Origin of the sequence: Paenarthrobacter sp. PH39-S1 (genome assembly GCF_030063245.1) — a bacterium.
Lineage (GTDB): Bacteria > Actinomycetota > Actinomycetes > Actinomycetales > Micrococcaceae > Arthrobacter_M.
This window is the reverse complement of the sequence record NZ_JASISR010000022.1, coordinates 63,643-85,898: the sequence shown is the minus strand read 5'-3', so window position 1 is coordinate 85,898 and position 22,256 is coordinate 63,643. Positions and strand designations below refer to the sequence as shown.

The 22,256-nt window shown below is 62.3% G+C and carries 19 protein-coding genes and 1 pseudogene; 6 read left to right on the top strand and 14 right to left on the bottom strand.

Annotated elements, in window-relative coordinates:
• The first annotated feature begins 131 nt into the window (after nt 1–131).
• Nucleotides 132–413 carry a hypothetical protein gene (locus QMG52_RS14820; protein WP_283561167.1) on the top strand — a complete coding sequence of 94 codons (282 nt, stop codon included), beginning with the start codon at nt 132–134 and terminating at the stop codon, nt 411–413.
• A gap of 271 nt (nt 414–684) precedes the next feature.
• On the opposite strand, the gene QMG52_RS14815 is transcribed toward QMG52_RS14820, so the two are convergent.
• Together QMG52_RS14815 and QMG52_RS14810 are read right to left on the bottom strand one after the other, a co-directional pair.
• On the bottom strand, nt 685–1,689 hold the full coding sequence (locus QMG52_RS14815; RefSeq protein WP_283561166.1) for a PDR/VanB family oxidoreductase: 1,005 nt from the start codon (nt 1,687–1,689) through the stop codon (nt 685–687).
• On the bottom strand, nt 1,686–2,258 hold the full coding sequence (locus tag QMG52_RS14810) for a type 1 glutamine amidotransferase domain-containing protein (RefSeq protein WP_283561165.1): 573 nt from the start codon (nt 2,256–2,258) through the stop codon (nt 1,686–1,688). Before QMG52_RS14810 ends, QMG52_RS14815 begins: the two co-directional genes overlap by 4 nt.
• Nucleotides 2,259–2,470: 212 nt before the next feature.
• Here QMG52_RS14810 and QMG52_RS14805 point away from each other — a divergent pair, with 212 nt between their 5' ends.
• The 4 genes and pseudogenes from QMG52_RS14805 (at nt 2,471) to QMG52_RS14790 (ending at nt 7,637) form a co-directional block, all read left to right on the top strand.
• Nucleotides 2,471–3,385 carry a LysR substrate-binding domain-containing protein gene (locus tag QMG52_RS14805; RefSeq protein ID WP_283561164.1) on the top strand — a complete coding sequence of 305 codons (915 nt, stop codon included), beginning with the start codon at nt 2,471–2,473 and terminating at the stop codon, nt 3,383–3,385.
• A gap of 257 nt (nt 3,386–3,642) precedes the next feature.
• On the top strand, nt 3,643–5,019 hold the full coding sequence (locus QMG52_RS14800; RefSeq protein ID WP_283561163.1) for an MFS transporter: 1,377 nt from the start codon (nt 3,643–3,645) through the stop codon (nt 5,017–5,019).
• A 1,103-nt stretch (nt 5,020–6,122) separates the two neighbouring features.
• A pseudogene (locus QMG52_RS14795) lies at nt 6,123–6,893 on the top strand (IS630 family transposase).
• 108 nt (nt 6,894–7,001) lie between these two features.
• Nucleotides 7,002–7,637 carry a class I SAM-dependent methyltransferase gene (locus tag QMG52_RS14790; protein ID WP_283561162.1) on the top strand — a complete coding sequence of 212 codons (636 nt, stop codon included), beginning with the start codon at nt 7,002–7,004 and terminating at the stop codon, nt 7,635–7,637.
• Between the two features lie 41 nt (nt 7,638–7,678).
• Here QMG52_RS14790 and dapF read toward each other — a convergent pair whose 3' ends face one another.
• The 7 genes from dapF to QMG52_RS14755 all read right to left on the bottom strand — a co-directional run bounded on the left by dapF (nt 7,679) and on the right by QMG52_RS14755 (nt 14,935).
• A complete protein-coding gene (gene dapF / locus QMG52_RS14785; RefSeq protein WP_283561161.1) occupies nt 7,679–8,617 on the bottom strand; it encodes a diaminopimelate epimerase in 939 nt (312 codons plus the stop codon).
• 9 nt (nt 8,618–8,626) lie between these two features.
• Complete coding sequence (gene miaA, locus QMG52_RS14780; RefSeq protein WP_283561160.1) at nt 8,627–9,607, bottom strand: tRNA (adenosine(37)-N6)-dimethylallyltransferase MiaA; 981 nt, start codon at nt 9,605–9,607, stop codon at nt 8,627–8,629.
• Nucleotides 9,608–9,782: 175 nt separating this feature from the next.
• Nucleotides 9,783–11,375, bottom strand: a complete 1,593-nt coding sequence (gene miaB / locus QMG52_RS14775; RefSeq protein ID WP_502920538.1) for a tRNA (N6-isopentenyl adenosine(37)-C2)-methylthiotransferase MiaB — start codon at nt 11,373–11,375, stop codon at nt 9,783–9,785.
• A gap of 61 nt (nt 11,376–11,436) precedes the next feature.
• Nucleotides 11,437–12,735 carry a coiled-coil domain-containing protein gene (locus QMG52_RS14770; RefSeq protein WP_283561159.1) on the bottom strand — a complete coding sequence of 433 codons (1,299 nt, stop codon included), beginning with the start codon at nt 12,733–12,735 and terminating at the stop codon, nt 11,437–11,439.
• 62 nt (nt 12,736–12,797) lie between these two features.
• Complete coding sequence (locus QMG52_RS14765) at nt 12,798–13,331, bottom strand: regulatory protein RecX (RefSeq protein ID WP_283561158.1); 534 nt, start codon at nt 13,329–13,331, stop codon at nt 12,798–12,800.
• Nucleotides 13,332–13,344: 13 nt separating this feature from the next.
• Nucleotides 13,345–14,397 (bottom strand): recombinase RecA, encoded by a 1,053-nt coding sequence (gene recA / locus QMG52_RS14760; RefSeq protein ID WP_283561157.1) that lies wholly within the window; start codon nt 14,395–14,397, stop codon nt 13,345–13,347.
• A 319-nt stretch (nt 14,398–14,716) separates the two neighbouring features.
• The gene (locus tag QMG52_RS14755; RefSeq protein WP_283561156.1) at nt 14,717–14,935 is read right to left on the bottom strand and encodes a DUF3046 domain-containing protein; all 219 of its coding nucleotides are present in this window, start codon (nt 14,933–14,935) and stop codon (nt 14,717–14,719) included.
• Nucleotides 14,936–14,976: 41 nt separating this feature from the next.
• On the opposite strand from QMG52_RS14755, the gene QMG52_RS14750 reads away from it, so the two are divergent.
• A complete protein-coding gene (locus tag QMG52_RS14750) occupies nt 14,977–15,570 on the top strand; it encodes a MarR family winged helix-turn-helix transcriptional regulator (RefSeq protein ID WP_283561154.1) in 594 nt (197 codons plus the stop codon).
• A gap of 209 nt (nt 15,571–15,779) precedes the next feature.
• Here the strand turns inward: QMG52_RS14750 and QMG52_RS14745 are convergent, their stop codons facing one another.
• From QMG52_RS14745 to QMG52_RS14725, 5 genes are all read right to left on the bottom strand, one after another.
• The gene (locus tag QMG52_RS14745) at nt 15,780–16,217 is read right to left on the bottom strand and encodes a helix-turn-helix domain-containing protein (RefSeq protein WP_283561153.1); all 438 of its coding nucleotides are present in this window, start codon (nt 16,215–16,217) and stop codon (nt 15,780–15,782) included.
• Between the two features lie 127 nt (nt 16,218–16,344).
• Nucleotides 16,345–16,836 carry a CinA family protein gene (locus QMG52_RS14740; protein ID WP_283561152.1) on the bottom strand — a complete coding sequence of 164 codons (492 nt, stop codon included), beginning with the start codon at nt 16,834–16,836 and terminating at the stop codon, nt 16,345–16,347.
• Nucleotides 16,833–17,426 carry a CDP-diacylglycerol--glycerol-3-phosphate 3-phosphatidyltransferase gene (gene pgsA, locus QMG52_RS14735; RefSeq protein WP_283561150.1) on the bottom strand — a complete coding sequence of 198 codons (594 nt, stop codon included), beginning with the start codon at nt 17,424–17,426 and terminating at the stop codon, nt 16,833–16,835. The genes QMG52_RS14740 and pgsA overlap by 4 nt, the downstream gene beginning before the upstream one ends.
• 45 nt (nt 17,427–17,471) lie before the next feature.
• Complete coding sequence (locus QMG52_RS14730) at nt 17,472–20,360, bottom strand: FtsK/SpoIIIE family DNA translocase (RefSeq protein WP_283561149.1); 2,889 nt, start codon at nt 20,358–20,360, stop codon at nt 17,472–17,474.
• A 173-nt stretch (nt 20,361–20,533) separates the two neighbouring features.
• On the bottom strand, nt 20,534–22,255 hold the full coding sequence (locus tag QMG52_RS14725; protein WP_502920537.1) for a ribonuclease J: 1,722 nt from the start codon (nt 22,253–22,255) through the stop codon (nt 20,534–20,536).
• Between the last annotated feature and the right edge of the window lies 1 nt (nt 22,256).

The following is a 22,256-nucleotide window of genomic DNA, read 5'->3' as shown; positions in this document are numbered from 1 at the left end:
CTATTACAACACGCGGCGCCGTCATTCAGCTAACGGCTATTTGACACCGCTCGAATATGAGTTAGGCTATAAATCAATTCACGAACTCGCGGCTTAATCTCGAGTCCACAAAAGCGGGAACACTCCACACCATGATGACCCTCGCCCGGGAAATCCGAACCAACACCAGCTACGCCCGCGCCAGCCAAGAAGCACACACCCTCATCAGGTCAGCACTGAACACCAGCGGCGACATCGACACCACAACTCCCGGCTTCCTCACCATCCGGCTAAACCCGCTCCCCACCGCACGGGCAACCAAAGCCATCGGAGAGCTGCGCGACCACCTCACCACCACCGAAACCCGCTATCCGGGCACCGACCTGATCCTGCGCTACACCATCAAAAACACCAAACAGGCAAACAAAAACTAAATCACCGTCAGGAGCCCTGGGCCTTAGGGCAAGCAGTGGCAAGCGTCTGGGCCGGGGGCCCTTCGGCTTGGGGATCTGGACCAGGAAGTTGCACGACACGATGGCCCTGGGGATGCCGGCGGCGAGTCTTTTCTGCGATCGCTTTTGCAACTACCCAGCCGAAGGAGAGCTCTGACGCGGTGATGGGGCGTCGCGGCGCTTCGGTTTCCTGCAAAGATATGGACCGCCTATGGTCGAGTGGGATCTTTTCCCACACGGCCGTCATATCTGTCTAAAGGTTGAGGACGATCTTCGGGCTGTGCGCCCGTGAAACGCAGATCATCATGGTCTCATTGGCGGCACGTTCTTCCGCCGTCAACACGGAGTCGCGGTGATCAGGTTCTCCTTCCAAGACTTCCGTCTCGCAGGTGCCACATACTCCCTCGCTGCAGGACCAATCAACGTTTACGCCAGACTCTCTAAGAACCTTCAGGCACGAGACCCCTGCGGGAATCTGGTGATTCGTCCCAGATTTGGCGAGAAGCACTTCGAAAGGCAATTCGGTTCTTCCCGGAGCGACGGTCGCCGCGGCGAATCGTTCGCAGTGGAACGTCCACCGTCCCGATTCCTGAGACATCGTGTCCAAGACGTCCAGCAAGGGTCCCGGACCGCATGCGTAAACATGCTCGCTTGTCCCGAGAGTGGAGGTGATACCAGCCAAATCGATCATGCCCTGTTCGTCATCGCAATGCAGGATCACGTGTTGTGCCGGCAGCTTAGAAATCTCTTCCAACAGGGCCAGACGTTCACGGTTTCGGGCCAGATAATAGAGCTTCCAGGGAACCCCTTGACGCTCGGCCTGCTTCACCATGGGCAGTATCGGTGTTATGCCGATTCCTCCGGCAATAAATATGTAGGACTCGGCCGGTTCCATCTGGAAATGGTTGCGTGCCCCGCGCACTTGCAGGACGACGCCCTCGAGAAGCTGGTCGTGCACTCGCTGGGATCCTCCACGTGACTTCGGATCCTTCAGCACTCCGATCCGCCAGGCAGTGCGGTCTTCAACTGGCCCCCACAAGGAGTACTGCCGCGAAAGCGGGTCGCCGTTGACATCCTTTCCAAGGAAGACATCGATGTGGGAACCCGGTTCCCATGCGGGAAACAATTCCCCGTCGTCGCGGCGCAGTGTCAGGGCTACGATGTCTTCCCCCACGAAGCGCCGATCAGATATCCGCACGTCGAAGATTTCCTCGTGGTCAACTGCTGGCAGTTGCGGAATTTCGGCCAGCCTAGTCATAGCGCCAGTCCTTCCGAGCGTGCCCCAGCAGTAGCCAGTTGAGACGCACCGGCGGACAAGACATCCAAGAAAGCCTCCATCCAGGTGTCAAGATCCTGCGGCAAGCGCGAGGTAACCATATTACCGTCAACAACAACGGGCTGGTCGATCCACGTCGCCCCGGCGCCCTCGACTTCCGGTCGAATAGACGGCGCACTTGTGAGAGTACGGCCGCCGAGAAGCCCCGCCGTCAGGGCCACCCACGCTCCATGGCAAATCATCCCGACCGGTTTCCCTACCTGATCCATCCGGGTCAGGAAAGCCAACGCGTCATTGCTGCGCCGAACTATGTCCGGGGCGAAACCTCCTGGAACGATCACGGCGTCGAAGTCGTCCGCGGAAAGCTCGCTAAAGGAGGCCTGCGCAGCAAACTGACTTAACCCGCCCTTGCCCTTGGCTGGACGGCGGTCCGGCGTTGCCACAACTACTCGTTGTACCTGTCCGAGCAAGCGGTAGTAAGGAAAAATTAGTTCCGACTCTTCGAAGAAGTCGGCAGTCAATATAGCGACCTTGGCGGTTTTGGGTTCCATGGGTGCGTCCCTTCGATGATCACATATACATATGGTTCATTGTTCTGTGTAAGAGAACAGTTTGTCAATGAAAATATTTTGGTCGGCTGCCTCCTGCCACCGTTTGGTCGGCGCTGGCGGCAATAATCCGATACTTTTTGGTCCCTCCTCGTACGCATGGCTGGGTAAAAAGTGTTCGATTGGGAGGAACAACTGCACACTAAGCTGATGACATGGACATCACCCTGACGCAACTGAGGTATTTCACTGAGACGGCCGCTCGGCTATCCATGACCGGTGCGGCCGAGAACCTGCACACTACCCAGTCCGCCGTGTCCACGGCCATCGCCAAACTTGAACGCCGTATCGGACAGTCACTCTTTATTCGCCATCATGCCAAGGGGCTGCAGCTCACGCCCACTGGTGAACTATTCCTGATGAAAGCGCGAGGGATTCTAGAACAGCTCGAAGAAGCGGTTGAAACCGCTCAGCGGGAACAACGCACAATCCGTGGTCGGGTCCGTTTTGCCTGCTATCGAACCTTGACCCCATTTCTGCTTCCCGGCATCTTGGCCCGGCTTCGCAACGACTATCCTGCACTGGACGTTGATGTCATCGAGACCGACGCGAAGGGGTGCATCGAGGCCCTGCTCCAGGGGCGGGCCGATCTGGCACTCATGTATGACATGGGAGGCATACCCGAATCGGTCACCACCTTGGCCGTGAGCAGCATTCGCCCCTATGTCGCGCTGCCGCTCACTCACCCTCTGGCAGGGCGGGCTGCGGTGTCGCTGAGGGAGATGAACGGATTCCCCTTCATCCTTCTTGACCTGCCCAACACCCCTGAACTGATGAACTCCATCTGGAAGACCGCGAACTTACAACCGGAGGTCACATTCCGTTCCGCAGACTTCGAAACCGTACGCACCTTCGTTGCTAACGGCCACGGTTATGCCATTCTGCACCAACGCCCGCGGCACACGCTTACCTACGATGGCGCGGAGGTGGCCACCGTGGAAATAATCGATGACGTGCCGCTACTTCCCGTTGTGCTGGCAGCACTGTCCACGACACGCCAAACGGCGCGCGCCCAAGCCATTATCGCGGCGGTTCAACAACAGATCGCCACCATACCCGGCATGAGCTAAATCGTTTTAACGACGGCCAGCAGGGTCGCTACCGTCGCTACATCGTGAAATACGATGCAGTGGAACTCGAGATTCAATTAGACAGATAGTGACGGACGGCACAAAGTTTATCTAGCAACCTCCCCAACACTCCGGATCCGTTTCCCGTGGATAATCAGGTAGATTCTGGCCCTGTGGACCAAATTTACCGTCTCCCTCGTAGACGAAGTCACCACCGGATGTCCAAGGAAACCAGATATCTTCGTCCAGGAGGCACCGTGAATACAACGCCGTCAGAAGTAGAAGTTTCTCAAAAAAGCTTACGCAAAAGCGTCGCCGCCGGCTCCATCGGTGTTCTAGTCCATTGGTTCGATTGGGCGATCTACGCCTACCTCGCCGGAACCATAGCTTTCGTCTTCTTCCCGCAGCAAGACAAGACGGCCGCCCTACTGGCCGTCTTCGCGGTTTTTGCGATCTCGTTTGGCGTTCGCCCCATAGGCGCCCTTATCTTCGGCGCTCTCGGAGACCGGCTGGGCCGCAAGAGGACTCTCTCCGTGGTCATCCTGGCCATGGCAGCATCGACGCTGATGCTCGGTCTATTGCCCAGCTACAACACCATCGGCATCTGGGCCCCAGTCCTCCTGATTTTGGCCCGCATGGTCCAAGGCCTCGCTGCTGGCGGCGAGTTTGGTAGCGCTGCGGCCTTCTTGGCCGAATATTCTCCTACAAAACGGCGCGGTTTCGGTGTGAGCTGGATTGAAGTAGGCAGCCTCCTCGGCTTTTTGCTTGCTTCGCTTACGGTGGTGCTGCTCAATACCCTCTTGACGACGGATTCGCTGCACGCTTGGGGATGGCGCATTCCCTTTATCTTGACCGCACCCCTAGGCGTCATCGGCTTCTATATCCGCAATAAGATCGAAGACACTCCCGAATTCCGCTCCCTCGCCGAGTTGGAGAGCATCTCGAAAAGTCCCATCAAAGAGGTGTTTACGCGGAACTGGAAACAGCTCTTGCAGACCAGCGGTATCGAGATCATGATGCAGGTGGCGTTCTACATCGTCCTCGTCTATCTGCTCACGTACCAAGAGGAAGTTCTCGGATGGACAGCCTCAAGTGCAGCGCTGCTCTCGACGGTAGCCTCTATCACCGCAATAATACTCGTTCCGATATTCGGTTCCATGTCCGACCGCTACGGGCGCAAGCCGCTGCTAATCGGTTCGGCTGCCCTGCTGGTGATCTTCTCGTACCCGTTGTTCGCCATCATGCAGTCCGGCACACCGTGGGCAGGCATGGTGAGCACCGTGGGCCTCGGCATCATCCTGGCTATCATCCTCGGTGTGCACGCGGTGACCGCCGCGGAACTATTTCCCACCCGGACCAGGCAGTCAGGCCTGTCCATTGCCTACAGCGTTGTTGCCGCGATCTTTGCCGGCACTGTGCCTTACGTCCTCACCTGGGGCATCGCCGCCACAGGCAACACCATGCTTCCCGCCATCTACCTCATCCTCATAGGTGTCGTTGGTCTGGGAACCATGATGACGATCAAGGAGACCAAAGGCATCGACTTGCTCCGCGACGATATCGCGGCTGCAGAGGCCATGAAAGCATCATCAATCAATGTCAAGAAACCCCTTCTCCCCGTCGACAACGGCTAGATTCTGTTCCACCGTCCGGCTGCCAGCACCACCTTGCCTGAGCAAGCGGGTTGTTGGCAGCTGAGGCAGTGGCAAAATGGTGCCTCAGCGACCAGAGCAACATGACAGTGCCACGGATAATCTCGTCTTCTCCACTCGCGCGCTCTGAAGGTAAATCCCGACAACGGCAACGGGAACCGAAGGCGCATCAACACAGTGGTCGCCACAGTGGTGGCGGCTTTTTGAAAGCCTGCAATGCACAAGGCAGCAGACGACCCCGGCATTGTCAGATAGAAATCGAGAGGAACACGCAATGTCAATAGATTACCGTGTAAACAACAAAGCCTTCGTCCATCGGCCCTCTCTAGAACGGGTAGCCGATGTCCCGGACCGCATTTGGGAATCGGGCTCGATGGGTTGCGGACACTTTGGGAGAATCACTAGTTCTCCATGGGAGGGCCTTTACCTCGAAGACGACCAATGCACAGAATCTTGCTGCTGGGAAGAACTAGGGGTGGTATGCGGCGAGCTTGACCGCTTCCTGGCCAACCTCACACCTGACGAACTAACGAAAAAGGACCTCAAGCCGTGTAAGTCCATTTCGCAACGACGTGCACTCGTCGATACGACGAGCTTCCATGCAAGTGACGGGAGAAATTGATAGCCGTTCTCGGCGTCGACTGCATATTAAACGCGGAGGGTGTCCCGCCCACGTGCCATCAGCTCAGAAAAGAATGCCGCGGCCGGCCCTATCGTCTCTCCGACATCAATCAGTAAATACGGTTTGAAGGGATTCTCAGTCTCCTTGAGCGCACCGGACGGGGCACCACCAGTTCGGACAGGACCTGCGGATCGTTCTCGTCGTTGCCAATGAGCACAGAACCAATCCGATGCAAACCGGCGCCGCCCACGGTTCCCCTGGGTGGGCACGGCTAGTTCGGTTAACACGTCCGTCTTTGACTCGCCGGTGTGCAAGGTCATCTTTGACTCGCCGGTGTGCAAGGTCATCGCTCCTGCGCATGGCCAAGCCCAGCAGATATCCGTCCATGATGCTAGTGGTGTGTCTCCAAAATAGCTTATGACTTGTGGATTAAGCTGGGAACATGTAGAACCCAGCTCCCGCATTGACCCTCACCGACGCCCAGCACCAGGTCTTGGAGGCCCTGTCCAAGTCTCGGCTTGCTTCACATCGCGAGGTGCAGCGGGCGCAGGTTCTCCTGATGGCTGCCGAGGGCCTGGCACACTAACGAGTGGATCTCCCGGGTGGTGGGTGTAAGCCCGGCGACGGTGCGGGCTTGGCGTGCTCGGTTCGTAACGCGATAGTTTTCTGCATGGATGAGAAGACCTCGATCCAGGCTCTTGACCGTTCCCAACCGTCCCTGCCGATGGTCAGGGGTCGGGCCGAGACCGTAACGCATGACTACAAGCGCAACGGAACCACCACGCTCTTCGCGGCCTTGGAGGTCGCCACGGGAAAGGTCCTGGGATCCTACGTGCCCAAGCACCGGCACGATGAATTCCTGGGGTTTCTAAAAACCATCGAGAAGGAGGTCCCCAAGGGCCTTCAAATCCACCTCATAGTGGACAACTATGCGACCCATAAGCATTCGAACGTGAGAGCATGGCTGGAGAAGAACCCGCGGTTTCACCTGCATTTCACCCCAACCTCCTCCTCTTGGCTGAACCTGGTGGAGCGCTGGTTCAGGGACCTCACGGAGAGGGCACTGCGCCGCGGGGTCTTCCACTCGGTGCCGGATTTAATCGAGAAAATCGAAGCCTACATCCGCGTCAACAACGAGAACCCCACGCCGCTGATTTGGACAGCGACCGCCGACTCCATCATCGAAAAAGTCCGCCGCGGACGCGTAGCCCTCCAAGCCACAAAACAAAACTGAGTCACTACACTAGCAGTGGTCCCGGTCGTGGCGGCGGAATTATGCGGGCGGCGGAAGCGGACGCCTGCAGATTCCGTTTCGGCCACCGGCACACTAACGTGACGGACTATGGGCTCGGATCATTACTTCAGCGCGCAGCCGGCAGGACCGGAAAAACGGCGGTCACTTCAGGTGATTCTGGCCGGTGAACAACGCCATCTGAGCACGACGGCGGGCATCTTCAGCCCGGACGGCGTGGACAAGGGGACGACGATTCTCCTGCAAAATGCACCAGCGCCCGCAGAGAGCGGAAATCTTCTCGACATCGGCTCCGGCTGGGGACCGATGGCCCTGACCCTGGCCCTGCGCTCGCCGGCAGCCCGGGTCTATGCCGTGGACGTCAATGAACGCTGCATCGCCCTGACCAACGAAAACGCTACATCGCTGGGGCTGAACAATGTCACCGCGAGCCTGCCGGAGGAGGTGGATCCGGCGGTCACGTTCCAGACCATCTGGTCCAATCCCCCCATCAGGGTGGGCAAGGACGAGCTGCATTCGCTGCTGCGCATGTGGCTGCCGCGGCTTGCTCCCGGAGGTGCCGCGTATCTGGTGGTGCAGAAAAATCTTGGTGCGGACTCGCTGCAGCGCTGGATTAGCACCGATCTCTGCGCCAAGTTTCCCGCACTTGGCCTGGGCGTCAGCCGCTTCAGCACCTCTAAAACCTTTCGGATCCTGCAGGTTGTCCGCGCCGAAACCCCATCCTGAGCGCCGAGAAGCACCAGCCCACGGGAAACAGGCGACGGGCGCTAGGCCAGCACACCTGTTGCGACAATAACGGCCGGTCCGCTCAACTCCACATGTTCGCTGCCGTCGGCCGCAGGAAGGAACCGCACGCCAAGGTCACCGCCGGGCACACTGACGCGCCAGACGTCGGGCGCGGTCTTTCCAGCCCAAAACCGGGTTGCTGCCGCCGCGGCGCAGGCACCCGTTCCGCAGGACAGGGTCTCCCCCACACCCCGCTCGTGCACCCGCATGGTGATCATGCCCAGGCCATCGACGACCAGCGGGTCCGCCGGCACGGCAAATTCCACATTCGTTCCGTCCGCCGGTGCTGGATCAACCTCCGGTGCCCGGGACAGATCCGTGGCCGCCAGGTCCCCCACGTGGGCCAGAGCGACGACAGTGTGCGGATTGCCCATGCTCACCGAGAGCGCGGGTCGTGCCACGTCCAAGCCCCCGGCGGTCACCAGCGAATCCATGCCGCGCTCCTCCGCGGATCCACGGTGGATGAATTCCCACGGCCCCATATCAACGGCATAACCGCCATCCGTGCGCAGCACCTTCCTGCTGCCGGCCCGGGTGCCGATCGTCAGCGTCGCGCCAATGGGCAGGCAAATCAGCTCCCTGGAGAGCAGGAACTGCACGAAAACACGGACGCCGTTGCCGCACATTTCGGAGATTGAGCCGTCCGCGTTGCGATAGTCCATAAACCATTCGGCATCAGGGGCGTCCGCCAGCACGGCCCGCCCCTCCGGAAGCTCCCGGGAGCGCAGCGCCCGGATTAAACCGTCGGCCCCAACCCCGCGGTGCCGGTCGCAAAGCGCGACGACGTCGGCGTCGGCAATGTCGCGGGCGCCCTCGGGATCCGCGAGAAGAATAAAGTCGTTGCCGGTGCCATGACCCTTGGCGAAAGTGAGGCCGGCGAGGCCGGCCGATGCGCCGGTGGCCATCGGTTCAGTCGTCATTTCTTAACCCTACGTCAGGAGCTCGGGAACGGTCGCAAGGCAACCCAGTGCTGCGTTCAGCAGATCCGGGCGGTCCCAGTCGAACCAGTGGATCCGCGGATCAGCGCGGAACCAGGTAAACTGCCGGCGGGCAAACTGCCGGGTAGCCACCACTGTCTGCCCGCTGGCCTGCGCCACCGTTGATTCGCCGTCGAGCACCTGCAGGAACTGCTGGTAACCCAAAGCGTGGGAAGCGGTCTTCCCCTGGCGGAGCCCCTCGCGGTCCAGCGCCGCTACCTCTGCGGCCAAACCCGCAGCCACCATGCCGGCCACGCGCTCCTCAAGCCTGCGGTGCAGGGCGGGACGATCCACGGCCAGACCGATCTGAACGGCCGGTTGGAAATACTCCCGCTGAGGCATGAAGGAACTGAAGGGCCGCCCGGTGAGCTCATGGACCTCCAGCGCCCGGACCACCCGCCGGCCATCGCCGATCCGCTCGGCCGAGACCGGATCCACCGCCCGCAGCCGCTCCAGCAGCGCACCAAATCCCTGTTCGGACAGCTCGGCCTCGAGCCTGCGCCTGATATAGGCGTCGATACCGGGGAACTCCAGCACGTCAAGTGCGGCGCGGACATACAGCCCGGAGCCACCCACCAGGACAGGGACCCTGTCGCGTCGGCGGATATCCGCGATGGCGTCACGGGCCAGGCGCTGAAAATCCGCCACGTTGGCCTCGTCCCGGACCTGCAGAATATCCAGCAGATGATGCGGCACCCCCCGCCGCTCGGCGGCCGGCATTTTGGCCGTGCCAATGTCCATGCCGCGGTATAACTGCATCGCGTCCGCATTGATAATCTCGCCGTCCAGCGCCAGCGCGAGTGCCACTGCCAGCTCCGATTTACCCGACCCGGTAGGGCCGACGACGGCGACGACCGGGGCGGGAGCCGGGGGCTCCTCGGCCCGCCGGGGAAGGGCCCGGGAAGAATCCGCCGCGGTTCCTCGCTTCGTCACTGCCGTCACCGCGGATGCCGATGGCCGGCAATGCGGGCGGCTGGTCTCCACTCAACGCCGGGCGGCATTGGTCGACCTCCTCGAGCAAGCAGCGCTGGCGGAGCACCGGGCATTGGCAGCGCCGGCGGAGCAACGCAAGCAAGCAGCGCTGACGGAGCACCGGGCGCTGGCATTGTCAGCGGACCGGCAGTGCGGGCATGCCGAGGGAAACGGCCTTCCGCGCACCGCCGACGGTTTTCGGGGCATCAGAGGGCGCACCGCACGAGTCGGCCTGTGAGCGGTCCCAGGCGTCACCGGCGCTGGAGCGGCGCACGCTGTAGCCGTGTGCCCTGTCGGTGGGATCCGCCACAAGGTGAAAGGCCGCCGCCGACGTGATGGTCACCGTGACCAGATCGCCGGGGCGTGGCGTACCGGCACCTTCCGGGACGCTGAAGTGGACCAGCCGCTGATCCTGGGCCCGACCGGAGAGCCGTCGGGTCTCCGCGGCTTTGCGCCCCGATTGGGCGGTCACCATGACTTCCACGGTACGTCCGATTTGACGCGCATTTTCCTCCGCGGCGATCCTGTCCTGCAGCGCGGTGAGGCGCTCAAAACGTTCCTGAACCACAGCCTTGGGCAGCTGGCCTGGCAGGTCCGCGGCCGGGGTGCCGGGACGTTTGGAGTATTGGAAGGTGAAGGCCGTGGCGAATCGGGACTTCTCCACCACATCGAGTGTGGCCTGGAAATCCTCCTCTGTCTCGCCTGGGAAACCGACAATGATATCGGTGGAAATCGCCGCGTCCGGCATCCGCTCACGGACCCTGTCGAGTATGCCCAGGAATTTCGTGGACCGATAGGAGCGGCGCATGTCCTTGAGGACCTTATCTGAACCCGACTGCAGCGGCATGTGCAGTTGCGGCATGACATTGGGGGTCTCCGCCATCGCGTCGATGACGTCGTCGGTGAACGCAGCAGGGTGCGGACTGGTGAAACGGACCCGCTCCAGGCCATTGATACTGCCGCACGCCCGCAGCAGTTTACTGAAGGCCTGCCGGTCACCGAATTCGACGCCATAGGAGTTCACGTTCTGGCCCAGCAAGGTGACCTCAATGGCGCCGTCGTCCACCAATGCCTGAATTTCCGCCAGAATCTCCCCTGGACGGCGGTCCCGTTCCTTGCCGCGCAGGGCCGGGACTATGCAGAACGTGCAGGTGTTGTTGCAGCCGACTGAGATGGAGACCCAGCCGGAATAGACCGAATCACGCTTCGCGGGCAAGGTGGAGGGGAATACTTCCAAGGATTCCAGGATTTCCAGTTGGGCGTCCTGATTGTGCCGCGCCCGCTGTAACAGCGCGGGCAGCGAACCGACATTGTGCGTGCCGAAGACGACGTCTACCCACGGGGCGCGCCGGAGTATCGTCTCCCGATCCTTTTGCGCCAGGCAGCCCCCCACGGCGATCTGCATTCCCGGGTGCGCCTTCTTGACCGGCGCCAGCATGCCCAGGCTTCCGTAGAGCTTGTTGTCCGCATTCTCACGCACAGCGCAGGTGTTAAAGACGACGACGTCGGCGTAGTTTTCGAAATGGCCGTCGGCGGGTCCGCCCTCGGCCTGGACCAGACCAGTGGCTTCCAGCAGGCCCGCCATCCGCTCGGAGTCGTGGACGTTCATCTGGCAGCCGAAGGTCCGCACCTGGTAAGTGCGCTGAGGCTCCCCGTGTCCGCCATCCGAACGAGGGGCTGATGCTGGTGCTGTGGCGGAGGGTTCAACGCCGGAAATGGTCAGGCTCACCCCTCCAGCTTAAGACCTGCATCCCGCGGGACGTTAACCGGCCCACGGCACAGCGGACCGATCAGTACCAGTTCTGGGCCACCTCATGGGCCCATGCTCCACAAGGCGAACCGTACCTGTCCCGGATGTACCCGAGCCCCCAATTGATCTGGGTCCGGTAATTGGTCAACCAGTCGCTGCCGGACTCGGCGTATTTGCTGGGCAGCAGCGCCTGCGCAATCCCATAGGCTCCGCTGGACCTGTTCGTGGCGTTGGTCTGCCAACTGGACTCGCGGATCCACAACTGCACCAGGCAGGTGAGCTGGTCCTGGCCCCAGCCGTATGCTCCCAGCCGGCTGGAGGCATAGGCCTGGGCTCCTGCCGGGTCGTTAACGCCATTCCCGGGAACATTCGGCAGCAGCACGCTGACGGGGATGTAGCCGCTGCCGTAATCGGTGCTGACGGGCGCAGGGATCGCAGGAGCGGCGGCGGAGACCGCTGCCCCGGAGTTCGCCCCAGCCTGCTGGGCCGCGGCCTGCTGGGCCGCGGCGTGCTGCCGCGCCTGCTCCACGGCGGCCAGCCGCTTGGCCTCCTGGGCAGCCGCGTAAGCGGCCAGGGCAGTCTGGCCCTGACGGTACTGGTCTTCCGTGGCAACGGTGGAATCCTTCAACGAGGCCAGCTGTGCAACCAATACGCCGCTTTGCTGTTTCTGCCGGGCCACCTGGGTCTCCACCGCTGTCTGGGCGCCAGCGGCTGCGTTCAATTTTTGTTCGGCGTCCCCGGCGAGGCGCGCCCGCTCGGCCCGGGCGACCTGCTCTTGATCTGCCAGCGCCTTGGCCGTACCCTGTGCGGCGGTGGACTTGTTGTACATGGTCGTGGCCCGATCGGTCACGATTCCCAGCACGTCCAGGCGCTGCAGACCGTCCTTGGATCCGAGCGCGTCCAACGAGGCGAACAAACCAATGCTCGAACCGCCTGACTTGTAGCTCTGCGCGGCCAGTGCTCCGGCCTCTTTCTTGTACTGGGTCACCAGTGCATCGGCCTTCTGCGCCTGCGCGGCGAACAGATCCACCTTGGCGCTGGCCGAGTCCAGGTCTGATTTAGCTACTGCATAGTGCCCTCCGGCCTCGACCGCCGCATTGCCCAGCTGATCTGCCTGCGTCTGTAGTCCGTCAAGCAGGGAGTTGATCCTGCCGACCTCGGCACTCTTGGAGGCTTCGTCCTGTTTCGCCGTCTGGACGTCCTGCCAGCTCGGGAAACCGCTCGGAGGTGCCGAATCGTCGGCGCTTACCGGGGCCGCCAGCGCGGCGGGCAGCACCAAGGTACAGGCCAACACCGCGGCGGCACCCAAGACTTTAAATCTAGTTCCGAAGGTGTCCATAGGTCGCCAGCATATCCGGTGTCGCGGCGTTCTGGGGTCGCGCCCCCTACGGGGAGCCCGGGTCAGTCCATTAACTGCCGCACAAAAGCGCTCATCTCGGCATCGACTATTCGGAAGGCCACGGACGGCGGATAACCCTTACGCGCCAACATACTGACGAGGCGGCGGGTATATTTATCCCGCTCGGTGCGGTCCGAAACCGCCAGACCGGCGCGAAGTTTCCGGCGCACGAGCGCCACGGCCGCCTGGCTCTCATCGTCATCGGTGATTTGTTCCAAAGCCTCGGCGGCCCGCTTGTCGGAAATGCCCTTTTCCGAGAGCTCACGCTTAAGAGCGCCACGCGCCAGCGATCGGGTCTGCGCCCGGCTGCGGACCCACATCCGCGCAAATTCGGCATCATCCACCAGCCGGACCTCTTCAAATCGGTCCAGCACGGCATCGGCGACATCTTCCGGTATGTTGCGTTCCGCGAGTTTTTTGGCCAGCTGTAATCTGCTTTTGGCCGAACCCGTCAGCTGCCGCAGCACGACGGCGCGTGCCACGGCGGCAGGGTCCGCGTACGGATCCAGTTCCGGTGCCGGTCGTTCACCGCTCATTCGGCCAACCTGCCTAGAATCCGTCCACGGCCTTGAGTTTGGGTTCCGTCTCCTCGGCGGCCGCGGGCTTGACCCCCACCCCGAGCTTCTCCTTGATCAGACGCTCAAGTTCCTCGGTCAACTCCGGGTTGTCCCGCAGGAACCGGCGCGAGTTTTCCATGCCCTGACCTAACTGATCGCCATCATAGGTGAACCACGACCCGGACTTCTTGATGATGCCGTGTTCCACGCCCATGTCGATGATGCCTCCCTCGCGGGAAATGCCTTGGCCGTAGATAATGTCGAATTCCGCAATCTTGAATGGCGGAGCCATCTTGTTCTTGACGATCTTGGCCTTCGTGCGGTTGCCGACCGCGTCGGATCCTTCCTTCAACGTCTGGATCCGGCGGACGTCGATGCGGATCGAGGCGTAGAATTTCAGCGCCTTGCCACCGGTGGTCGTCTCCGGGCTGCCAAAGAACACGCCGATTTTTTCACGCAACTGGTTGATGAAGATGGCCGTGGTCTTGGTCTGGCTGAGCCGGCCCGTGATCTTGCGCAGGGCCTGGCTCATCAGGCGCGCCTGCAGTCCCACGTGGCTATCGCCCATGTCACCTTCTATTTCGGCCCGCGGAACCAGCGCAGCCACGGAGTCGATAACCACAATGTCCAGCGACCCGGAGCCGATCAGCATGTCCATGATTTCAAGGGCCTGCTCGCCGGTGTCCGGCTGCGACACGAGCAGCGCATCGACGTCGACACCCAGCTTCGCTGCATAGTCCGGGTCCAAAGCATGTTCGGCGTCAATGAACGCGGCGATCCCGCCGAGCTTCTGTGCATTCGCCACAGCATGAAGGGCCACCGTCGTCTTCCCCGAAGATTCAGGACCGTAGATCTCCACCACGCGGCCACGGGGAAGGCCGCCGATGCCGAGGGCTACATCCAAGGCGATGGAACCGGTCGGGATGGTCTCGATCGGAACGCGGACTTCGTCTCCCAGGCGCATGATCGAGCCTTTGCCAAACTGCTTATCGATCTGGGCAAGGGCTGCTTGCAGTGCTTTTTCACGGTCTGCGGGAGCTGCCATGATTCACCTCGGTCTTTCATCTGTGCCATTTCTGGTCTTGCCATATCCGGTCTGCGGGCCACGCCCGCTACGAGCGGGCGACAACGGGTTTCCGGTATTAAGTTAGGGCTGGAACAAAACAATGTGCCGGTGCAGTCGTGCTGGTCCAGCCCACCGACATCTACGACGCTAGTCCAGCCCACCGACATTTTCAGGATGAAGCCCCGGGGTGTGGACAAGGTCGCGAAAATCAGCCATCAGGACGGTTGACAGCCTTTACTATCTCTTCACATACCATCGTATCGGCACCCGAACGGATATTCGAAGAGGCACGCCGGGGTCATTTCACGGGAACGTCCCTGCCCAGGCGTCGCTCAATGGGAACGTCCTGCATATCGCAGACGGCAAGCCAGACCGCGCGCGGCTCGATTCCGGCCTGCAGGGCCTGCTGGGCGCTGCGGCCGCCAGCCGCGGCCAGCATGAGGTCGCGGGCCAGGACCCGGGAGTAGCCTGCACCGAATTCATCGTCCATCAACCGCCAAAAATCACTTATCCGCACCTCTAGAGTCTCTCACGGCCAGGGGGCCCTAGAATGAAGAAATGACTGCCCAAGCCCCAGACGGCCGCATCGGTTCCAGCGGTAGCGGTTCTACCCGCGCCGACCCTCCCGGAAGCACGCAGAATGAATACGCCCCGGGACTTCCCGCGTCGGATTCAGCAGGAGAAGACGCCGTTGACGCCGTCGAGCTTCAACTCAGCCTGCTATGGCGGCGCGCCCGGGCGATGTCGCTCAATCTTTCCCGCAGCGTCCATCCGGAACTGGAACCTGCAGCCTACGGTCTGCTCACCATTCTGAGCCGTGACGGTGCCATGCGTCTGACAGAGCTCGCCTCATGCATCGGGGTCGGCAAGCCGTCGGTCAGCCGCCAGGTCGCCTTTTTGGAATCGGTCGGCCTCGTCCGCAAGGAAGCGGACCCACTGGACGGACGGGCCCAATTGATTCTGCTGACCGACAAGGGTGCCGAACAAATGCGCACGGTGCACGCGGCCCGAAAGGAAGCCTTTCGCAGGCGCCTGCAGCACTGGTCACGACCGGAACTGCTCGATTTGGCCACCCTGATGGCTAAGCTCAATGAGGACTATGCACGGGACCTTCACCTGCGCGGGCCCAAGGAATCGGAGACCCCCCGCTAACGGTCACCCCCGCACCAATGATCGGGCCGCTCGTGTGCCGAACCGGAATTTAGGGCACCCATTAGCCTGCCCTGCCAGCCTGCCTGCGCGGCCCGGGTCGGACGGGACAGGCGCGCAACTGGTCTCCGAGGCCATCCGATTGCGGACGCAGATGAGGCCCGCCACCAGCGGTGACAGGCCCCGACCGCGAAAGATCCCGGCGTAGAGACCTAGAAAGCGTTAGACAAGAGGTCCTTGCTCAGTTCGTCGGAGATTTCCTCGCCCAGATCCCGGCCATAGCGTGCCGAGAACTCCTGCGGGACGGTATCCGGCACCGAGACGCCCTCTGCGACGGCCAGCCTGTCGCTGACCTCCCGGAGCATCAGGGAAAGCGGAACGTCGAGAGCCGAACAGATCGAGGACAGCAGCTCCGAGGAGGCTTCCTTCTGACCCCGTTCAACTTCGCTGAGATAGCCCAGCGAGACACGGGCGTTATGTGAGACTTCGCGGAGGGTACGGCCCTGGCGCTGACGAACGTCGCGCAAAACGTCACCAATTTCATGGCGTAAAACCACCATTTTGCGCTCCTTCTGCTCGTGCTTAGCCGCTGCCAAACCCACATCACGCCAGCGCACTACGCCGTTTACGGATACGGGTTGCTTCACCATCTGTATCGCCTTACTCCCTCTTTGTTCGGTACCGGCTCTTGGGGTTCCCGGGCCGCTGTCGACGGGCTGATCATCCTATCCTAGGATAGGACCACCCCGCCCGCCTTCAATATCACTAACTATCCGGTCACGGATTTTGTTCCCGGACCTGCGACACCACTTGCTGCAACAAGGAGAGGGCCTCGTCGCACGCCTGCTGGCGGACGGCCGATCGTATGCCAGCGAAATGATACTCGTAGGCCTGGGCCACACCGTCGAGTGCTATGCCAATATAAACACTGCCCACTGACTTTCCGCCGTGCGGCTCCGGCCCAGCCACCCCGGTCGTGGAAACCCCGACCCTGGACCCGGCGACCCTGCAGGCGCCCAGTGCCATCTCGCGTGCGACTTCCGGATCCACCGCCCCGGTGCTCTCCAGCAGTTCCGCGTTGACGCCGAGAATGGAGCTCTTCAGCACATTCTGGTAAGCGATGATGCCGCCCTGCAGCATCGCGGAAGCGCCCGGAACCTCGACAAGCGCGGCGGCGACCATACCCCCGGTCAGCGATTCTGCCGTCGCAACCGTCAATCCGGTTGCCGTGGCGTCGGCCACGATCCGGGGAAGATCCAAAATAATCACGGGTGTCCTGCCTTCGCTGCCGTCCGTAACCGAACGGCCTGAACAATATAATCGGCGCCGGTGACGAGAGTGACCGCCAGCGCAAGGAGCATGAAAATGAGAGCGGCCGTGCCCAACCACGGCGCGATGCCACCCAGCGGCAGCAGATACAGGAAAATGGCCGCGGTCTGCAGCACCGTCTTGAGCTTGCCGCCGCGGGAAGCCGGAATGACGCCATAGCGGATCACCACGAACCGCAGCGCGGTGATACCGACTTCACGCACCAGCATCAGGATGGTGATCCACCAGGGGAGTTCGTTGAGGGCGGACAAAATGATCAGCGCCGAGCCGATCAGCAGCTTGTCCGCAATTGGATCGGCGATCTTGCCGAAATTCGTGACCTGACCCCGCTTGCGGGCGATGTCGCCGTCCAGCTTGTCCGTGTAAATCGCGACGGCGAACGCCAGCACGGCAGCCCAGCGCCAGATATCCTCCGTGCTGTGGTCGGCAATCATGAACCAGATAAAAAACGGCACCAGAACAATGCGTAACATCGTCAGGACGTTGGGTAAGTTCCAAAGCTGCGCAGCAGGCACGGTCGATTCGTTCACAGACCAAGGCTACCCGCCGGGGGCCACGAGAAGTCACTGACCAGCTCAGCGGCCTGTCAGTGACCAGGCGTCCGTGCCGCCGTCGTCGTCTTCTCCGGGAACGTCCGCACCGTCGTAATACTCCACGGCCTGCGTGCGGGCGGCCAGATCATCGGCCACCAGGTCAGCGCCGTAGCCGTGGTTCGCATTCGCGTTGTCCGCCAGCGCCGCGGTGCCTGCGCTGACCGGAGCCTGCACTGGCCCGTCATCCCCGCGCAGGGCCGCGAGGGTGGCCGCCAGATCATCCGGCTTCACGAGCACGTCGCGGGCCTTGGAACCCTCGGACGGCCCCACCACTCCCCTGGATTCCAGCAGGTCCATCAGCCGGCCGGCCTTGGCGAAGCCGACGCGGAGCTTGCGCTGGAGCATCGAGGTCGAGCCGAACTGCGTGGTCACCACCAGCTCGGTGGCCTGCAGCAGCACGTCAAGATCGTCGCCGATGTCGTCATCGATCTGCTTCTTCGGTGCCTCCATGGCAACATCCTCGCGGTAGACCGCGGTCAGCTGGCCCTTCACGTGCTCCACCACCTGGTGGATCTCGGATTCGGTCACCCAGGCACCCTGCACGCGGATTGCCTTGGAGGCGCCCATCGGCAGGAATAGCGCGTCTCCTTGGCCGATCAGCTTCTCCGCGCCCGGCTGGTCGAGCACAACCCGGGAGTCCGTCACCGAGGACGTGGCAAACGCCATCCTGGACGGCACGTTGGCCTTGATCAGGCCGGTGACCACATCCACTGACGGGCGCTGGGTGGCCAGCACGAGGTGGATGCCGGCGGCGCGGGCCAGTTGGGTGATGCGCACAATCGAGTCTTCAACATCGCGCGGCGCCACCATCATCAGATCCGCGAGCTCATCCACAATCACCAGCAGGTATGGATACGGCTTGACCACGCGCTTGGAATCGACCGGCGGGTGCACCTTTCCGGCCCGGACGGCCTTGTTGAAGTCGTCGATGTGCTTGAAGCCGTAGTTGGAGAGGTCGTCGTAGCGGGTGTCCATTTCGCGGACCACCCACTGCAGCGCCTCGGCCGCCTTCTTCGGGTTGGTGATGATCGGCGTGATCAGGTGCGGAACGCCCTCGTACGCGGTCAGTTCCACCCGCTTGGGGTCCACCATCACCATCCGCACCTCATCCGGAGTGGCGCGCATCAGGATGGACGTGATCATCGAGTTCACAAACGAGGACTTACCGGCTCCGGTCGCCCCAGCCACCAGCAGGTGCGGCATTTTGGCCAGGTTGGCCACCACGAATCCGCCCTCCACATCCTTACCCACTCCCATCACCATCGGGTGGTCGTTGCGGCGCGCATTCTGGCTGCGCAGCACGTCCCCCAGCGACACCGTCTCACGGTCCGTATTGGGAATCTCGATGCCAATGGCGGACTTCCCGGGGATGGGCGAGAGGATGCGCACGTCGGCGCTGGCAACGGCGTAGGAAATGTTCTTGGAGAGCTGGGTGACCCGCTCCACCTTGGTGCCGGAGCCGAGCTCGATTTCATAGCGCGTCACGGTCGGTCCACGGGAGAACCCGGTCACCTGTGCGTCGACGTTGAACTGGGTCAGGGTATCCGTCAAAGCGGCGACGACGGCGTCATTGGCTTCGGAGCGTTCCTTCGGCGGGGTGCCGGGAGCCAGTAGTTCAGCGGCGGGCAGCGTGTAGGTCACGTCACCGGCCAACGAGAGCTGTTCCGTCCGCTGCGGAATCGGCGGTTGCTGCTGCGGAACACGGGAGAGGACCGGAACCGTCGGAACAGCGGACGCGGCTACCGGTACGACGGAAATTGCCTCCGTGGCAGGGGCGGTGTCGGTGTTCGTGGGAAGTCCCTGCCGGGCCTTGATTTTGTCGGCTGCGATTTCGGCCTGAGTGGGCCGCCGGACGCCGGGCGCCACCGCAGGAACGGATTGTGCCGAAGGCATGGGCCGGGCAGCGGCCGCGGCACCGTCCGCGGATTCCACATCGGCATCCACGAGTGCGCGTTCGAAGGCCTCATCGCCGACGTAGCCATCCAGGAGGGCATCGTGCTCATGGTCCCGCTTGCGGCCGAACAGCCCCTTGCCCTTCTTCCGACGGGCCGGGGCCTCGGCCTTCACGCCGGACTCGGGGGCGTCCCGTTCGTAGAGATAGCTCTGGTCATGACCATCGCCCTCGCCTGACTCGTCCGGGTACTGTCCCATCAGGGCCTCGTACAGCGACCGCAGCCGCGACGGGACGGACCGGAACGGCGTGGCGGTAAGGATCAGCACGCTGATAAACGCCATGACGGACCAGAAGGCCACAGCCAGCCAGATGTTCAGGCCCGCTATCAAACCGCCGGCCAGAAATCCCAGCATGCCGCCGGCCTCCTGCAACGGCTCGAACCCACCATTGAGCTGTGGCATGCCCGCGGCCACATGCGCCAGGGAGGTGCCGGCCAGGGTCAGCAGGCTGAAGCCGATGGCCACCCGGTTGTTGCCGCGCACATCGGCGGGCGTACGGAAGACGCGGACCGCAAAGATCAGCAGCATCGGCGGCAGGACGACGGCGAACCAGCCGAAGGTGCCGCCCAGAACGCCATGCACCCCGTCCACGAAGCCCCCGGTGAGTCCCCACCACTCAAAGGTGGCGATGAAAACCGCCAGCAGCACGAAAAACAGTCCACTGCCGTCGCGGCGTTCCTCCGCCGGGAGCGAACTCAGGTCGTGCCCCATCCGCCGCATTATGCCGCCGAGCAGATGCCCCACTCCCTGCCAGCACGCGGCGATCATCCGTACCGGCCAGACCGGCCGTGCTATCGATTCGGGCTCCGGCTGTTTGGCGCGCGACGAAGCGGGCCGTGCTGCCGTCTTCGGGGATCGCCCGGCGGTACCGCCCGTGCGACTGGCGGATGGGCGGGCGGGAGTAGTACGTGTCGCCATATCGGCCATATTACCTGTGAAAAACCTGAATTCCGGGGATTTCGCGGGGCCCGGGACCGGTGCCTTCCATGCCGCGAAGGGGCCGGAATGCACAAACGCCAGCGATCCCCGCTCGCGAGGCCGAGATTCCCGCCCCATAAGTGGGGATCACTGGCATTTGTGGACTTGGGCTCCTACGCCTCGAGAACCACCGGGATGATCATCGGCTTGCGGCGGAGCCGGCGGTTGACCCAGGAACCGACGATCCGGCGCATCACCTGCTGGAGCTGATAGGTAGTGTGGTCCTTGCTGGCCGTCACAGCCTCTTCCAGGCCCTGCTCGATCCGCGGCTTAATCTCATCGAAGACGGAATCGTCCTCCGCTACACCGCGGGCATGGATCTCCGGCCCCGAGACAATCTTGCCGGTGCTGCGGTTGACCACCACAACGATCGAGATGAAGCCCTCCTCGCCCAGAATCCGGCGGTCCTTCAGATCGGCGTCGGTGACCTCGCCGACGCTGGACCCGTCAACGTAGACGAAGCCGCACTCCACCTGCCCGACGATCTTGGCCTCGCCGCCGCGCAGATCCACCACGGTGCCGTCGTCGGCCAGCAGGATATTCCCGGCCGGGACACCCGTTGCCTCGGCCAGCTTGCCGTTGGCGATGAGATGCCGGGTTTCCCCGTGCACCGGCATGACGTTCCGCGGCCGCAGGATGTTGTAGCAGTAGAGCAGCTCGCCGGCGGCGGCGTGGCCGGATACGTGGACCTTAGCGGTGCCCTTATGGATTACCTCGGCACCGAGCTTGAGCAGACCGTTGATCACGCGGAAGACGGCGTTCTCGTTTCCAGGGATCAGCGAGGAGGCCAGGATCACCGTGTCGCCCTTCCCGACAACGATCTTATGGTCGCCGCTGGCCATCCGGGACAGGGCCGCCATCGGCTCACCCTGGGACCCGGTGGACATCAGCACCACCTTATTGTCCGGCAGGTTGCCGATGTTCTTCAGATCGACGACGACGTTCTCGGGAACGTGGAGATAGTCCAGTTTCGCGGCGATCGCCATGTTGCGGACCATCGAGCGGCCTACGAAGGCTACCTTGCGCCCGTGCAACACGGCAGCATCGAGGACCTGCTGGACGCGGTGCACATGGGAGGAGAAGCTGGCCACGATGATGCGCTTTTGGGCCTGGCCGAACAACCGGTCCAGGGTGGGACCGATCTCCAGCTCCCCGGTTGTGAAATCGGGAACGTCAGCGTTGGTGGAGTCGGACATCAGCAGGTCGACGCCCTCTTCGCCGAGTCGGGCAAAGTGGCGCAGATCGGTGATTCGGCCATCCAGCGGCAGTTGGTCCATCTTGAAATCTCCGGTATGCAGCACATTCCCACCCGCGGTGCGGATAAAAACGGCCAGTGCATCCGGAATGGAGTGGTTCACAGCAACGAATTCACACTCGAAGGGACCGAAACGCTCAACGCCGCCCTCGGCGACTGTCAGTGTGTACGGCTTGATCCGGTGTTCCTGCAGTTTTGCCTCGATCAGCGCCAGCGTGAGCTGGGACCCAACGACGGGAATGTCCTCGCGCAGCCGCAGCAGGTACGGGACCGCACCGATGTGATCCTCGTGCCCGTGCGTCAGGACAATGGCGACGACGTCTTCGAGCCTGTTCTCGATGTAGGAGAAGTCCGGCAGAATCAGATCCACGCCCGGCTGGGTCTCCTCCGGGAACAGCACGCCGCAGTCGACGACGAGCAGTTTTCCGGCGATTTCGAAGACGGCCATATTGCGGCCGATCTCCCCCAACCCGCCCAGCGGCACAATCCGCAGCGTAGCGGCAGGAAGGTCCGGCGGCGTCCTTAGCCCAGGAAATGCTGTTTGAGCCGATGCCGCAGAACTCGATGCCGTTGGAGTCAAT